Origin of the sequence: Nocardioides sp. NPDC000445, assembly GCF_040300245.1 — a bacterium.
GTDB lineage: Bacteria > Actinomycetota > Actinomycetes > Propionibacteriales > Nocardioidaceae > Nocardioides.
Genome location: NZ_JBEPDH010000011.1, coordinates 145,144 through 158,737, shown reverse-complemented (window position 1 = coordinate 158,737; position 13,594 = coordinate 145,144). Strand labels below are relative to the sequence as shown.

Below are 13,594 nucleotides of genomic sequence, written 5' to 3'. Positions count from 1 at the left end.
ACTCTACGGGGTAGCCCAAGAACATGGAAGGTCGGCGTCCAACCAATGCCGAGAAGTCACCCCCGTCGGCCGAAGGGTCGCTCCGGTCGGCCGAAGCGTCACCTGCTGACGTCTCGGCCGACGTACGCGACGCCTCGACCTGCGGGAGTGACGCCTCGGCAGCACCGGTCGAAAACGCAGTTGTGGGCGACGAAACCAGAGTTTCGTCGCCCACACCTACAGATTCGGCCCGCCAGAAGTGCGGATTCGGCCGAGGGTCGTCAGCCGATGCGTAGATCTCGACGCGCGGTCGCGCCGGGCGCGCTTCGCTTGCCCGCCGCGCGCTTGCTCGATCTTGTCGCCGGCGCAGTTCCCTCGCTTCGCTCGGGATCTGCTAGCCGACGACAACCTCGATCCGCTGGAACTCCTTGAGGTCGGTGTAGCCGGTGGTGGCCATGGCGCGCTTGAGGGCGCCGACGAGGTTCATGGTGCCGTTGGCGACGTGCGAAGGCCCGAAGAGGACCTCCTCGAAGGTGCCGACGGGCTCGAAGGCGACGCGCTCGCCGCGGGGCAGGTCGGCGTGGTGGGCCTCGTTGCCCCAGTGGAATCCCTTGCCGGGGGCATCCGTCGCCCGCGCGAACGGGCTCCCGACCATGACCGCGTCGGCGCCGCAGGCGATCGCCTTGGCGATGTCGCCGGAGCGGCCGACGGCGCCGTCGGCGATGACGTGTACGTAGCGGCCGCCGGACTCGTCCAGGTAGTCGCGGCGCGCGGCGGCGACGTCGGCCACCGCGGAGGCCATTGGCACGGCCACGCCGAGCACGGTGCGGGTCGTGTGCGCCGCACCGCCGCCGAAGCCGACCAGGACGCCGGCAGCACCGGTGCGCATCAGGTGGAGCGCGGCCTGGTAGGTCGCGCAGCCGCCCACGATCACCGGGACGTCGAGCTCGTAGATGAACTCCTTGAGGTTGAGCGGCTCGGCCTGCGAGGAGACGTGCTCGGCCGAGACCGTGGTGCCGCGGATGACGAAGAGGTCGACGCCGGCGTCGACGACGGCCTTGGCGAACTCCTTCGTACGCTGCGGGGACAGCGCCCCGGCCACGGTGACGCCGGAGGCCCGCACCTCGCGCAGCCGCTCGGTGATCAGCTCGGCCCGGATCGGGGCCTCGTAGATCTCCTGCAGGCGCCGGGTCGCGTCGACACCGCTCAGCTCGGCCAGCTCGTCGAGCAGCGGCTGCGGGTCGTCGTAACGGGTCCACACGCCCTCGAGGTTGAGCACCCCGAGGCCGCCGAGCTTGCCCATCGCGATCGCGGTCGACGGCGACATCACCGAGTCCATCGGCGCCGCGATCAGCGGGATGTCGAAGCGGTAGGCGTCGATCTGCCAGTCGGTGCTCACCTCGGTGGTGTCACGGGTGCGCCGGGACGGCACGATCGCCACGTCGTCGAAGGCGTACGCCCGTCGTGCTCGCTTGGCCCGGCCGATCTCGATCTCAGTCACATGACGGATTGTTCCACGGGACCGGATCGAGATCGGAAAGGCCACACGCACCGAGCGAGCACGACCGGGCTAGCTACGCACCGCGGTCAGCAGCAGGTACTCCCAGTTCATCACCCCGGCCGTGATGTAGCGGTCCCCCAGCTCGGCAAGCGCGGCGTCGAGCTCCGCCGTCCGCTCGGCGTCCTCGGCGATGCCGCGATAGGCGACGATCGTCGGTCCGTAGCAGGCCTTGAAGAAGTCACGGAACTCCGCGCCGGTCTCGAACGAGTCGATGGCGACCATCCGCTTCTCGGCCCGGACGGAGGTCACCTGGTCGCCCAGCAGGCCGCGTACGTGGGTCTCGTCGCCCCACCGCGGCGGCGGCTGCGCCCCCGGGGGCGGCGGCGCCATGAACGGTTTCATCGTGGCGAACATCTGACCGATAAAGCCCTCCGGCGTCCAGCTGACCAGGCCGATCCGGCCACCCGGCCGGACGACCCGGAGCAGCTCGGACGCGGCCTTCTCGTGGAACGGCGCGAACATGATGCCGACCGTGGACATGACCACGTCGAACGCGGCGTCGTCGAACGGCAGCGCCTCGGCGTCGGCGACGCGCCAGGTGACGGAGTCGGCTCCTGCCTCTTCGGCATGAGCCTGCCCGATCTCGAGCAGCTCCGGCGTCAGGTCGCTCGCGATCACGTCCGCCCCCGCGAGGGCAGCAGGGACGGCAGCGTTCCCGGTGCCGGCGGCGATGTCGAGCACACGGTCACCCGGCCCGATCTCGCACGCCTCGACGATCACCTGACCGAGCTCGGGGATGAGCTCGTCGGCGACCCGGGCGTAGTCTCCCAGCCCCCACATCGTGCGGTGCTTGGCCTTCAGGTCGGGTGAAGCTGGTGTTGCGGTCATGTCTTCCTCCAAGACGTTGACCCGAGACTTGATCTGGAGGTTCCAGCCTCACCCGGTGCCGCCGCCGGCGGATAGTGCCGGATCTGAACTCATCGAAGTTCAGGATCTGTACTTGCTGTCCGCCCTCGTCAGCGGTCTACTGATGGCAGGATCTCGGGCTGCAAAGGAGGCGGTCCGGTGGCGGGATACGGCCAGTTCTGTCCGATGGCGAAGGCCATGGAGGTGCTCGACGAGCGGTGGACGCTGCTCGTCGTACGCGAGCTGCTGCTCGGCAGCACGCACTTCAACGAGCTGCGCCGGGGTGTGCCCAAGATGTCGCCAGCCCTGCTCTCCAAGCGCCTGCGGACGCTGGAGCGCGCCGGCATCATCCAGCGCCGCGGCGAGAAGCAGCGCACGTCCTACCACCTCACCGCCAGCGGCCAGGAGCTCGCCACGGTCGTCACCGCGCTCCACCAGTGGGGCATCCGCTGGGTCGGCGAGCTCGGCCAGGCCGACCTCGACCCGCACCTGCTCTTCTGGGACATGCGCCGCACCATCCCGATCGACGTGTGGCCGCGACGGCGCACCGTGGTCGAGTTCCGGCTCACCGACGTCGAGCCGAAGGTCGCTCGCTGGTGGCTCGTGGTCTCGGCCGACCAGGCCGAGGTCTGCGACTTCGACCCCGGGTTCGAGGTCGACGCGCGGCTGACCGGCAGTCTGCGTACGCTCACCGAGATCTGGCGCGGCGACCTCGCCTGGCCGACGGCGCTGCGCGCCGAGATGGTCGCCATCAGTGCCGCCGAGGACGTACGCCGCGCCGTCCCGGCCTGGCTCGGCCAGTCCTCCGCGGCCCACGTCCCGCGCCCTCAGCTCCAGTCGTAGGACAGAACGAAGCCGTACGCCTCGCCGCCGCCCTCCTCGGAGAGGACCAGGTCGGCCTCGCCGACGAGACCCTCGAGGCCGCCGGTGCCGAGCCCGGGGATGATGGTGAGGTGGGAGCGGACAGTTTTGTCGGCGTACGCACCGCTGATCCGCCACACGCACGAGCCCTCCTGGCCGGCGATGGAGCCGGTGAACTGCTCGTACGCCTCGAAGACCGCGCCGCCGGCGGGGTTGCCGTAGGCGCCGATCATCCGCGCGACACCCGTGCCCTGGATCTCGCCGGCGTAGGTGTAGTCGGTCTCGGCGGTGGTCAGGCCGCGGTGGGGGATGTAGACGTCGTCGCCCATCGTGGTGCCCTCGCCGTCGATGTCGACGTAGGCCGCCTCGTGCCAGCGCGCGACGGTCATGGTGGTGCTTGCCTTGTTGCTGTAGCTCTTCTCGGTCATGGGTCCAGCCTGCTGCGGACACCAGGACCGAGGATTGAAGGAACGCGCCATATCGTTGGCGGCATGGCCGACGACACGGAAGGCAGGGGCTATCCCGACGCGATCGTGCGCCCGGTGACGGCGGCCCGGACGATCACCACCGAGCGGTTCGCGGTCTCAAAGGCCCTGGCAGGCCACGTGGACTACCACTGGTACGTCGGCTGGGAGCTCGAGCACCCGCACGACCAGCAGGTCATCCCGCAGCCCCGGATCCACGTCGCCGCCGAGGACGGCCGGCTGCTGGTGCACGGGATCGGCCGGCGCCCGTTCGTCCGGCATCTCACCGGCCGCGGCCACACGCTCGGCGTATCGTTCCTGCCCGGCCTCTTCCGCCCGGTGCTCGGCAGCCGGGTCAGCGCGATCGCCGACCAGGTGGTCCCGGCGCAGGATCTCCTCGGCGTCGACGACCGGCCGGCCGCGGAGCGCATCCTCTCCGTCGCCGATCCCGCGGAGATGGCAGCCGCGATGGAGTCCTACCTCCTGAAGGTGGGCCTCCCCACCGACCCGGTCGCCGAGGACGTACGCCGCTGGGCGGCCCTGGCCGAGGAGGATCGCTCGATCACCCGGGCCGAGCAGCTCGCCGACCATGCCGGCGTGAGCCTGCGGTCGCTGCAGCGCCTGTTCAGCGAGTACGTCGGGATCGGCCCGAAGTGGGTCGTGCAGCGGTTCCGCGTGCTGGAGGTCGCCGCCCGCGCCCACTCCGGTGAGGTCGACTGGGCCGCGGTCGCCGCGGAGCTGGATTTCAGCGACCAGGCCCACCTGGTGCGTACGTTCCGCGACGTCGTCGGCGCTCCTCCGGCTACGTACGCGAAGGATCTGTGAGCGGCAGCGTGAACCGCGCCTTGGCGTCATCCCTGGCGCCGGTGCGCCGGTAGAAGCGGATCGCGCCCTCGTTCCACTCCGGCGTCTGCCACTGCAGCTCGCCGGCGCCGGCCGCGCGCGCCTCGGCCTCCACCGCACTCATCAGCAGGCGGCCGGCCCCTCGACCCCGAGTGGCCTCCCGCAGGTAGAGACAGTCGAGATGGGCGTACTCGGCCGCCTGCCAGGTCGAGGCCTCCAGGCTCCAGCTCGCATAGCCGATCAACGCGTCGTTCTGGACCGCGACGAGCACACGCACCCGCGGCCGAGGGACGAACAACCACGCCGCCAAGGCGGTCTCCAGGTCCGGCCGCGGCTCACCGGCTCGCTCGTAGCGGGCGTGCTCCCGGATCAGCTCGACCAGCTCGGGCAGATCGTCGACCCCGACGGGACGGATCGAGACGCTGCGGGTCAGGCGGATCCTGGGGTCAGCAAGCACAGGAGATCGTGTCCAACGGCGCGGTCAGCGGGTCCTTGGCACGCAGGACAGGGCCGCGTTCGTCCTCGACGGGATAGCCCTCGCGGGCCCAGTACTCGAAGCCGCCGATCATCTCCTTGACCTGGTAGCCGAGCTTCGCGAACTCGAGGGCGGCCCGAGTCGCACCGTTGCAGCCCGGTCCCCAGCAGTACGTCACGACCGGCAGGTCCACGGGGATCTCCGCGGGCGCCCGGGTGGCGATCTCGGCGGTCGGCATGTGGACGGCGCCGACGACGCGGCCCTGGGTCCAGGCGGCCTCACCACGGGAGTCGACCAGCACGAACCGGGCGCTCGCTGACTGGTCGGCGTACACGTCGGAGGCGTCGGTCTCGAAGGCGAGCTTGCTCGCGAAGTGGGCGACGGCATCGGCGGGTGCGGCGGGGAAATTCATGCCAGAACCGTACTGACGCCAGAACGCGATCTGAAGGTGCGTTCCCCGGCATCCAGAGCCGATGGCCTTCGATTTCATGGCATTCTTGCGCGGTGCCCGTGAATATCCCGTTCGAGCCCGACAAGGTCGACACCGCCATCCTGAAGTCGCTGCAGACCAACGGTCGGCAGAGCATCGCCGACCTGGCCCGACACATCAACATGAGCCACAGCGCGGCCGCCGAGCGGGTGCGACGGCTCGAGGAGTCCGGTGTGATCGCCGGCTACGGGGCACAGGTCGATCCCGAGAGGCTCGGCTTCACGATCCTGGCCTATCTGCGCCTGCGCTACCCCAGCAGCAACTACGACCCGCTTCACAAGCTGCTCGCCGACCAGCCCGAGGTCATCGAGGCCCATCACGTCACCGGCGACGACTGCTTCATCATGAAGGTCGTGGCCACCAGCATGAAGCACCTGGAGCAGGTCAGCGGCAGGATCGGCACCCTGGGCAGCGTCACCACCAGCGTCGTCTACTCGTCCCCGTTGCCGCCGCGGCCGCTGCTGCCGCCGAGCTGATCGACCGAAGACGTCGCAGCCAGCGTGGCCAGCGCGTCTGCCGACGGCGAGCCGGGCTCGGCTCGGTAGAGCACGATGCGCTGGCTGGTCTCGGGCAGCACCATCGCCTCGTACGCCAGGTCCATCCGCCCCGCCACCGGATGCCGCAGCCGCTTGATCCCGTAGCCGCAGTCCATCACCGGATGCTCGGCCCACAGCTCGGCGAACAGGTCGCTGCGCTGGACGAGCTCGCCGACCAGGCAGCTGAGGATGTGGTCGTCGGGGTGCAGGCCCGATGAGTAGCGCAGGAAGCCGACCATCTGCAGCCCGGTGCCCTCGGGGTCGACGAACAGCTCCGGCCCGTCCGGCTCGAGGAAGAACCGGCGAATGAGGTTCGGGCGGTGCGGACGGCCGGCATAAGGCGCGTCGAAGTCCAGCCCGTGGCCGTAGAGGCGGTGACCGAGATCGTTCCAGGCGAGCACGTAGTTGGCGTGGTCGACGATGAGCGCCGGACCGGGGTAGTCCATCACCATCGCCACTGCGGACGGGCGCGGCTCCACGTCGCGGCCACCCGAGACCGTCTCTACGGGCCGCGCCAGCCGACGCAGGTGGTCGTGCTCCTCGGCGCTCAGCCGCAGCGCCCGGGCGAGCGAGTCGATCACCGCATCGGAGGCGTTGTGGTGGGCCGCCTGCTCGAGCCGGGTGTAGTAGGTCGGCGAGACGCCGGCCAGTATCGCCAGCTCCTCACGCCTGAGCCCGGGTACGCGACGGGCGCCGTAGGACACCAGCCCGGCGTCCTGGGGACTGATCGCCGCCCGGCGGCTGCGCAGGAACTCTCCGAGCTCGGTCGTCATGGTTCCTATAGTGCGGCCGCGCGGCGTTTTCTTCCTGACCCTGTCAGTGCCAGGCAGGCGGGTGGGTGGCAGAACAGGTGTCTGGCTGGCGTACGTCATCTGCCAGAGCGTTGATGTCATGACCATCACCACCCAGGCCGAACCCGTACGCCCGGCCGCCATGACCCGCGGACAGCTGCTGGTGCTCCTGATGCTGCTCGCGTCCCAGTTCACCCTCACCGTCGACTTCTCGATCCTCAACGTGGCGCTGCCGACCGTCGGCGCCAGCCTCGGCTTCGCCGAGGCAGATGTGCAATGGATCGCGACCGCGTTCGCGCTGTGCGCGGCCGGGTTCACGCTGCTCTTCGGCCGGATCGGCGACTACGTCGGCCGGCGGCGGGTCTTCCTGATCGGCATGGTCGCGCTGGGTGCGGCCTCCTTGCTCGGCGGGGTCGCCACCTCACCCGAGCTGCTCCTCACGGCCCGGGTCGCCCAGGGTCTCGCGACCGCCGCAGTCACCCCGGCGGCGCTCTCCCTGCTCACCGTCTCCTTCCCGGAGGGTCCGCTGCGTCAACGCGCCCTAGGGCTGAACAGCGTGGTGATGTCGACCGGGTTCACCGCCGGGGCGGTGCTGGGCGGCGTACTCACCGATCTGCTGTCGTGGCGCTGGGCGTTCCTGGTCAACGTGCCGATCGCGTTGCTGGTGGTCGCCGTCGCGCCGTTCGTGCTGCGTGACTCCGCCGACCGGGAGCGGTCGCGGCTCGACCTCCCGGGTGCTGTGCTGGTGACGTCCGGGCTGCTCGCGCTGGTCTACGGCGCGACCCGGCTGGGCGAGGCGGGCATCGCCGACATGTGGGGGCTGGCGGCGATCGCAGCCGCGGTGGTGCTGCTGGTCGCGTTCTGGCGGGCCGAGTCCACGCACCCGCACCCGCTGGTGCCGCTGCACATCCTCACCCGCCGCACCATCGGCTTCGGCAACATCGCCGGCTTCGCGACCTTCGCCTTCGAGTCGTCGCTGGTCTTCGTGCTGACGATGTACCTGCAGCACGTCCTCGGCCTGAACGCTCTGCAGACCGGGCTGATGCTCGTCGCGATGGGGGCAGGGGCGATCATCGGCGGCTCCGTCGGTTCGCGGGTCATCGAGGCCTTCGGCGTACGCAACACCGTGGCCGGCGGACTCGCGATCCAGGCGGTCACCACCGGCGCACTCGTCCTGATCGGGCCCTCGGTCGGCTGGCTGTGGTTCATCGGCCTGATGAACTTCGTCGGCGCCATCGGGCACGTCGCCGCGATCGTCGGGTTCATGGTCGCGGCGACCTCCGGACTTCCCGACCACGAGCAGGGCCTGGCCACCGGGCTGGCGATGATGACCCAGCAGGTCGCGATCGCGCTCGGCATCCCGATCATGTCCACCATCGCCACCGCCGCCGGCGGAGTCGCCTCGCTCGGCGCACTCCAGGTGGCGATCGCGGTCAACGCGGTCCTGGTCCTGGCCGCGGCGCTGCTCGTGGCCGTCGGGCTGCGTCACCGTTCCTGACTGCGGTCAGACGGGGATCTTCTCCCCCGCCTCGACCGCGATCGGGAGTCGGTTGCCGGCCGGCGGGAGCGGGCAGGTGGCGTGGTCGGTGTAGGCGCACGGCAGATTGGTGGCGCGGTTGAAGTCGATCACCACGTTGCCCTCCTCGTCCGGCGCCTCCACCGAGAGGGTGCGGTTGGCGGCGTACGTCGTCCTGCCCGAGGTCTCGTCGACGAAGAGCACGTGCAGCGAGCCGGGCGCGGAGCCGGGGAACGCGACGAGGCTGTGCACCGCGCCGCCCACCTCGAACTCGATCTCGCCGACGGCCTCGTAGACGTGCTCCAGGCCGTCGACGACCGAGCCGACGGTCGTCGGCACGGGTGTCTCGTACGCGAGGAACCGCCCGGGCACGGCCCAGCGCGGGTCCGGCGGGTACGCCTCCGTTCCCTGGTAGCCGGTCAGGAGCGGGTTGTCGGGGTGGCGGGGGCGGATGATGTCGCTGTCGCCGCGCCTGGCGATCTCGACGACCGCATCGCCGAACTCGGCGGTGATCCCACCGCGCTCGTCGATGACGCCGAAGGAGTGCCGGCCGGTGACCTCGACGCCGTCGACGATCAGCGACTCACCCGCCGCCAACGAGACCACGATGCCCTCGGGACCGCTCGACCAGGCACCCGGCACGTCGTCGTACGTCTCCGGCTCCTCGGCGAGCCAGCGGATCGAGGTGACCGCGAGGAAGCCGTGGGCCGAGGCCCGCCTCTTCTCGTGCTCGTCGTGCCAGGCCGCCCACTCCTGGGCGAAGGTCTCGGTGTCGATGACAGTCATGGGTCCTCCCGGAAGGTTCAGAATGCAAGCCCCAGAATCCAACTCTGGGATTGAACTCCGACCGGCTCTGATCCGTGCCCGAAGAGACCACTTCGTGATGAAGTCGTTCGCGCGAGAGGCCGTAGATCTCGACACGCGGGTCGCGGCTTCGCAGGCTCAGCCGCGCCGCTGCTCGATCTCTTCGGCGACGCGACCGCGAGCAAGCTCGCGGTCGCTGCCTCAGACGTGGTAGTTCGGCGCCTCGGCGGTGACCTGGACGTCGTGGGGGTGCGACTCCTTGAGCGAGGCGGAGGTGATCCGCATGAAGCGGCCCTGGGCCTGCAACTCGGGGATGGTGCGCGCGCCGACGTAGAACATGGTCTGGTGCAGGCCGCCCGTGAGCTGGTGGGCGACGGTGGCCAGCGAGCCCTTGTAGGCGACCTGGCCCTCGACACCCTCCGGCACGATCATGTCGTCGTCGGTGACCTCGGCCTGGAAGTAGCGGTCCTTGGAGAAGGACTTCTTGCCGCGGCTCGACATCGCGCCCATGGAGCCCATGCCGCGGTAGGCCTTGAACTGCTTGCCGTTGATCAGGACCGTGTCACCGGGGGTCTCCTCGGTGCCGGCGAGCATCGAGCCGAGCATCACCGTGTCGGCGCCGGCGACGATGGCCTTGCCGATCTCGCCGGAGTAGCGCAGACCGCCGTCGGCGATCACCGGGACGCCGGCGGGCTTGCAGGCCAGGGAGGCCTCGTAGACCGCGGAGATCTGCGGCACGCCGACGCCGGTGACGACGCGGGTGGTGCAGATCGAGCCCGGGCCGACGCCGACCTTGACCGCGTCGGCGCCCGCGTCGACGAAGCTCTGCGCGCCCTCCTTGGTGGCGACGTTGCCGCCGATCACCTGGACGTGCTTGGTCGCCGGGTCGGTCTTGAGGCGGCGGACCATGTCGATCAGCATGCGTACGTTGCCGTGGGCCGTGTCCGCGACGAGCACGTCGACACCGGCCTCGATGAGCGTGGTGGCACGCTCCCAGGCGTCACCGAAGTAGCCGATCGCGGCGCCGACGAGCAGCCGGCCCTGGGCGTCCTTGGAGGCGTCGGGGAACTGCTCGGACTTCACGAAGTCCTTGACGGTGATGAGGCCGGTGATGCGGCCGTCGGTGTCGACCAGCGGGAGCCGCTCGAGTTTGTGCTGACGCAGCAGCTTGGTGGCCTCTTCGCGCGAGATCTCGGCGGGGCCGGTGATCAGGTCCTTGGAGGTCATCACCTCGTTGACCTTCGTGGTCGCCCACTCCGCGACCGGGGTGAACCGGAGGTCGCGGTTGGTGATGATGCCGATCAGCTTCTGGTCGACGTCGACCACGGGGAACCCGGAGATCCGGTATTCACCGGCGAGCTTGTCGAGCTGCTCCAGGGTCGCGTCGGGACCGATGGTGACCGGGTTGGAGATGATCCCGGTCTGGGTGCGCTTGACCAGGTCGACCTGGTAGGCCTGATCCTCGATGCTCAGGTTGCGGTGGAGCACGCCGATGCCGCCCTGGCGCGCCATCGCGATCGCCATCCGGGACTCGGTGACGGTGTCCATCGCCGCGGAGATCAGCGGGACCCGCAGGTTGATCTCGCGGGTCAGCCGGGAGGTCGTATCGATGTCGGACGGCGCCAGATCCGAGTATCCAGGCATCAGGAGTACGTCGTCGTAGGTGAGGCCGAGCGTCGCGAACTTCTCCGGGATCTCCATGAAGAGATTCTACGGTCCGGCTCCCGTGTGGCCGAAAACGCCAGAAGACATCCCGGAGAAATCAGGTCTGCAGCGGTTTGAGGTCCCGCACCGGCACCTTGACGGTCAGCAGGTCGCCGGCCATCCGGATCCGTCCGCGCATCCCGGCGGCGAGAACCATGGGCAGCACGGCCTGGTTGTCGGACTGGGTGGTGAGCAGGATCTCGTCGGCGCCGAGCATGTGCGCGAGCCTGGCGGTGTCGACCAGCAGCCGGGTGCCGATGCCGCGGCGCTGCCAAGCCGGGTCGACACGCAGGTTGACGATGCGTACGTTCTCGTCGTCCTCGGTCGGGGCCAGGACCTCGCCGATGCCGACGGCGACACCGTCGATCAGGGCGGTGACGGTCTCCCCGGCGACGACGAGGTCGGGGGTGCTTCCGGTGCCCAGGCGGCGTACGGGCGGGGTGGTGCCGATCGCCGCCGACTCGCGGCTGCGGTCGAGGACGTCGTTGACCAGGTCGGCCATCGCGGACCCGCGGGCGTGCTCGGTCGCGGTGAACGGGGCCGTGCGGTGCAGCTGGACGTCGACGTCGGCGACCCGCAGCTCCATGGTGTCGTGGACGACCCCGGGCGGGGCCTCGGCCTCGGCGTCGAAGAGCTGGGCGACCACCTCCGGGAACGCCATCGGCCGCTCCAGGACGTGTCGAGCCGCCTGCACGTAGCGCGTCGGCTGGTCGGCGAGCGCAGCCTCGTTGGCGGTCTGGATCACCATGTCGCAACCGCCGGCCGAGGCCAGCAGCTCAGCCACGCGCAGGTCGTCCCAGCCCGGTGGCGTACGCAGCACGAACTCGTCGGTCACCTCTTCCAGCCCGGGGAAGATCTGCATCCCCAGGATGTTGACCCCGGCCTCACCACAGCGCTGCGCCAGCGCCGCCAGCGTGCCGGGCCGGTCCGGCAGCGTCGTACGTACTCTCCACAACATCGTCCCCGCCATGAGCCCTAGTCTGCCTGTTTCGCTGTTTCTGGTCCGTTACTCACGGTTAAACCTTCGACCCGGTCAGTCCGCGGGTGGTCGCGGCGGGGTCTGCTCGCCCGCTTCGACGAGCACGTCGATGTGGTTGGTCGCGGGCGGGAGCGGGCAGGTGGCGTGGATCGTGTAGGCGCAGGGCATGTTGGCTGCGCGGTTGAAGTCGAGGACGACGGTGCCGTCGACCGGCGGATCGACGGCGAGCTGGCGGCAGGCGGCGTACGTCGTCACGCCGCTGGTCTCGTCGGTGAAGAGCAGCCACAGCTCGCCATCACCACCGTCGAACGCGATCAGCCGCTGCGGGCGGCCACTCACCTCGAACGCGACCTCCCCCACGGCGTCGATGACGCTCGAACGGCCCTCGACCACGGAACCGACCGAGATCGGGCGGTTCGTCTCGTAGGCGGTGAAGGTTGCCCTGACCCGCCACGCCGGGTCCGGAGCGTACGTCGGCGTGCCGGTGTAGTCGCGCAGGAACGGTCCGTCGGGCTGCCGCGGCCGCAGCACCGGGGTGCCGAAGCGGTCGGCGACCTCGACCGTGCCGCCGTCGAAGGTCGCGATCACGCCGACCGGATCCACGTGACCGAAGACGTGCCGCCCGGCGAGCTTTGCGCCGCCGAGCTCGAGCCACTCGCCATCGCCGAGCTCGACGACAGCGCCCTCCGGGCCGGTCGACCAGACACCTGGGATGCCGGGGAACCGCACCGCCCTGCGGCCCAGCCAGTGCAGGCCGGTGATCGCCAGGAAACCGTCGGGACTTCTCAGCCCGGCTTCCCGCTCATCGCGCCAGCGTTGCCAGGCCTGCTCGAAAGTCACGCGCTGCACTCTACAAAGACTTGCGTTGCCAGGTCTTGCAATGGTCGCTGACTTTTACCCTCGGGTTCACCGTCGGGGCGTCTAACCCTTCATGCGAGCGAACCGCGCCAGACGGATCGCACCGCGGGCCGTGGTGACCAGGACGAGGTACCAGATCGCGGCCACGACCAGCAGCGGGATGATCAGGTGGTTGCGCTCCTCGAGCGCTTGGACGACCCCGAGCAGGTCGGTGATCGAGAGCACCGAGACCAGGCTCGTCATCTGGAGCGTCGTCACCAGGAGATCGCCCAGCGCGGTCAGCCGGTCGCCACCCGGGTGAGCCTTCGCCGCGTACGCTCCCATCGCCAGCCCCAGCCCCGCGATCGCCGCGTAGACCGGCGTGACCAGCCGGACCGCGTCGATGTGCACCCCCGGGATCCCGAAGGTGATGTCGGGAAAGATCAGCGCGACGTTGCTCCACAGCAGCAGCTGGACGAGCACCGGGATGCTGCCGAAGACCCAGACGTACGCCGCCGCGATCCCGCCCAGCAGCGGGTTGCCGGACCTCTCCATCCAGATCGTGACGAGTCCGATCGCCCAGGCCGCCGCGAAGACCAGCACGGTCAGCCGGATCGTGAGCCAGACCCCGGCGAGGACGTCCGGATGGAGCAGATAGCCGACCACAGCACCCGGGAGGAGGTTCTCGTTCCTCATCAGGCTCCACAGGAGCCTTGCGAGAACGACGGCCAGGAGGGCTGCGATCACCCAATTGACTGGGTTTGTCTCGACTTCGTCGTTGGCAGCCGTTTCGGTCACGACGGAGAACCATCTCGTCCCACGATGACCAGCGGGTTGCGGACAGCTGGTCATTCACTGAAATCGCCGAGTCGGCGCATCCGCCCCCTCTCGCTCGCTTCGCTTCGCGA

General features: G+C 69.8%; 15 protein-coding genes. 4 read left to right on the top strand and 11 right to left on the bottom strand.

Features of this window, described 5'->3' with window-relative positions; genetic code table 11:
- Window positions 1-373: 373 nt before the first annotated feature.
- The gene (locus ABT304_RS16565) at window positions 374-1,480 is read right to left on the bottom strand and encodes a GuaB3 family IMP dehydrogenase-related protein (protein ID WP_091051839.1); all 1,107 of its coding nucleotides are present in this window, start codon (window positions 1,478-1,480) and stop codon (window positions 374-376) included.
- Between the two features lie 69 nt (window positions 1,481-1,549).
- On the bottom strand, window positions 1,550-2,368 hold the full coding sequence (locus ABT304_RS16560) for a class I SAM-dependent methyltransferase (protein WP_350716688.1): 819 nt from the start codon (window positions 2,366-2,368) through the stop codon (window positions 1,550-1,552).
- Window positions 2,369-2,545: 177 nt separating this feature from the next.
- Here ABT304_RS16560 and ABT304_RS16555 point away from each other — a divergent pair, with 177 nt between their 5' ends.
- Window positions 2,546-3,229 (top strand): winged helix-turn-helix transcriptional regulator, encoded by a 684-nt coding sequence (locus ABT304_RS16555; RefSeq protein WP_350716686.1) that lies wholly within the window; start codon window positions 2,546-2,548, stop codon window positions 3,227-3,229.
- Here the strand turns inward: ABT304_RS16555 and ABT304_RS16550 are convergent.
- Complete coding sequence (locus tag ABT304_RS16550) at window positions 3,214-3,675, bottom strand: DUF3224 domain-containing protein (protein WP_160025322.1); 462 nt, start codon at window positions 3,673-3,675, stop codon at window positions 3,214-3,216. The genes ABT304_RS16555 and ABT304_RS16550 overlap by 16 nt on opposite strands.
- A gap of 63 nt (window positions 3,676-3,738) precedes the next feature.
- Here ABT304_RS16550 and ABT304_RS16545 point away from each other — a divergent pair, with 63 nt between their 5' ends.
- Window positions 3,739-4,536, top strand: coding sequence for a helix-turn-helix domain-containing protein (locus tag ABT304_RS16545; RefSeq protein ID WP_350716684.1), 798 nt, complete (start codon window positions 3,739-3,741; stop codon window positions 4,534-4,536).
- Here ABT304_RS16545 and ABT304_RS16540 read toward each other — a convergent pair.
- Both ABT304_RS16540 and ABT304_RS16535 read right to left on the bottom strand, forming a co-directional pair.
- Window positions 4,514-5,011, bottom strand: coding sequence for a GNAT family N-acetyltransferase (locus ABT304_RS16540; protein WP_350716682.1), 498 nt, complete (start codon window positions 5,009-5,011; stop codon window positions 4,514-4,516). The genes ABT304_RS16545 and ABT304_RS16540 overlap by 23 nt on opposite strands.
- The gene (locus ABT304_RS16535; protein WP_350716681.1) at window positions 5,001-5,441 is read right to left on the bottom strand and encodes a rhodanese-like domain-containing protein; all 441 of its coding nucleotides are present in this window, start codon (window positions 5,439-5,441) and stop codon (window positions 5,001-5,003) included. Before ABT304_RS16535 ends, ABT304_RS16540 begins: the two co-directional genes overlap by 11 nt.
- Window positions 5,442-5,533: 92 nt before the next feature.
- Between ABT304_RS16535 and ABT304_RS16530 the strand changes: the two genes are divergently transcribed.
- A complete protein-coding gene (locus ABT304_RS16530; RefSeq protein ID WP_350716679.1) occupies window positions 5,534-5,995 on the top strand; it encodes an Lrp/AsnC family transcriptional regulator in 462 nt (153 codons plus the stop codon).
- Here the strand turns inward: ABT304_RS16530 and ABT304_RS16525 are convergent.
- The gene (locus ABT304_RS16525) at window positions 5,950-6,828 is read right to left on the bottom strand and encodes a helix-turn-helix transcriptional regulator (RefSeq protein ID WP_350716677.1); all 879 of its coding nucleotides are present in this window, start codon (window positions 6,826-6,828) and stop codon (window positions 5,950-5,952) included. The two genes, ABT304_RS16530 and ABT304_RS16525, sit on opposite strands and share 46 nt — an antisense overlap.
- 118 nt (window positions 6,829-6,946) lie before the next feature.
- On the opposite strand from ABT304_RS16525, the gene ABT304_RS16520 reads away from it, so the two are divergent.
- A complete protein-coding gene (locus ABT304_RS16520) occupies window positions 6,947-8,344 on the top strand; it encodes an MFS transporter (protein ID WP_350716675.1) in 1,398 nt (465 codons plus the stop codon).
- Between the two features lie 6 nt (window positions 8,345-8,350).
- Here ABT304_RS16520 and ABT304_RS16515 read toward each other — a convergent pair whose 3' ends face one another.
- From ABT304_RS16515 to ABT304_RS16495, 5 genes are all read right to left on the bottom strand, one after another.
- Window positions 8,351-9,148: a DUF1684 domain-containing protein gene (locus tag ABT304_RS16515; protein ID WP_350716673.1), complete on the bottom strand. Its 798-nt coding sequence runs from the start codon at window positions 9,146-9,148 to the stop codon at window positions 8,351-8,353.
- 219 nt (window positions 9,149-9,367) lie between these two features.
- Window positions 9,368-10,867 carry an IMP dehydrogenase gene (gene guaB, locus ABT304_RS16510; protein WP_350716671.1) on the bottom strand — a complete coding sequence of 500 codons (1,500 nt, stop codon included), beginning with the start codon at window positions 10,865-10,867 and terminating at the stop codon, window positions 9,368-9,370.
- 61 nt (window positions 10,868-10,928) lie between these two features.
- Entirely contained in the window at window positions 10,929-11,828 is a 900-nt protein-coding gene (locus tag ABT304_RS16505; protein WP_350716669.1) for a GNAT family N-acetyltransferase, read from the bottom strand.
- 75 nt (window positions 11,829-11,903) lie between these two features.
- Window positions 11,904-12,689 (bottom strand): DUF1684 domain-containing protein, encoded by a 786-nt coding sequence (locus ABT304_RS16500; RefSeq protein WP_350716667.1) that lies wholly within the window; start codon window positions 12,687-12,689, stop codon window positions 11,904-11,906.
- 81 nt (window positions 12,690-12,770) lie between these two features.
- Complete coding sequence (locus ABT304_RS16495; RefSeq protein WP_350716665.1) at window positions 12,771-13,382, bottom strand: ABC transporter permease family protein; 612 nt, start codon at window positions 13,380-13,382, stop codon at window positions 12,771-12,773.
- Window positions 13,383-13,594: the final 212 nt, after the last annotated feature.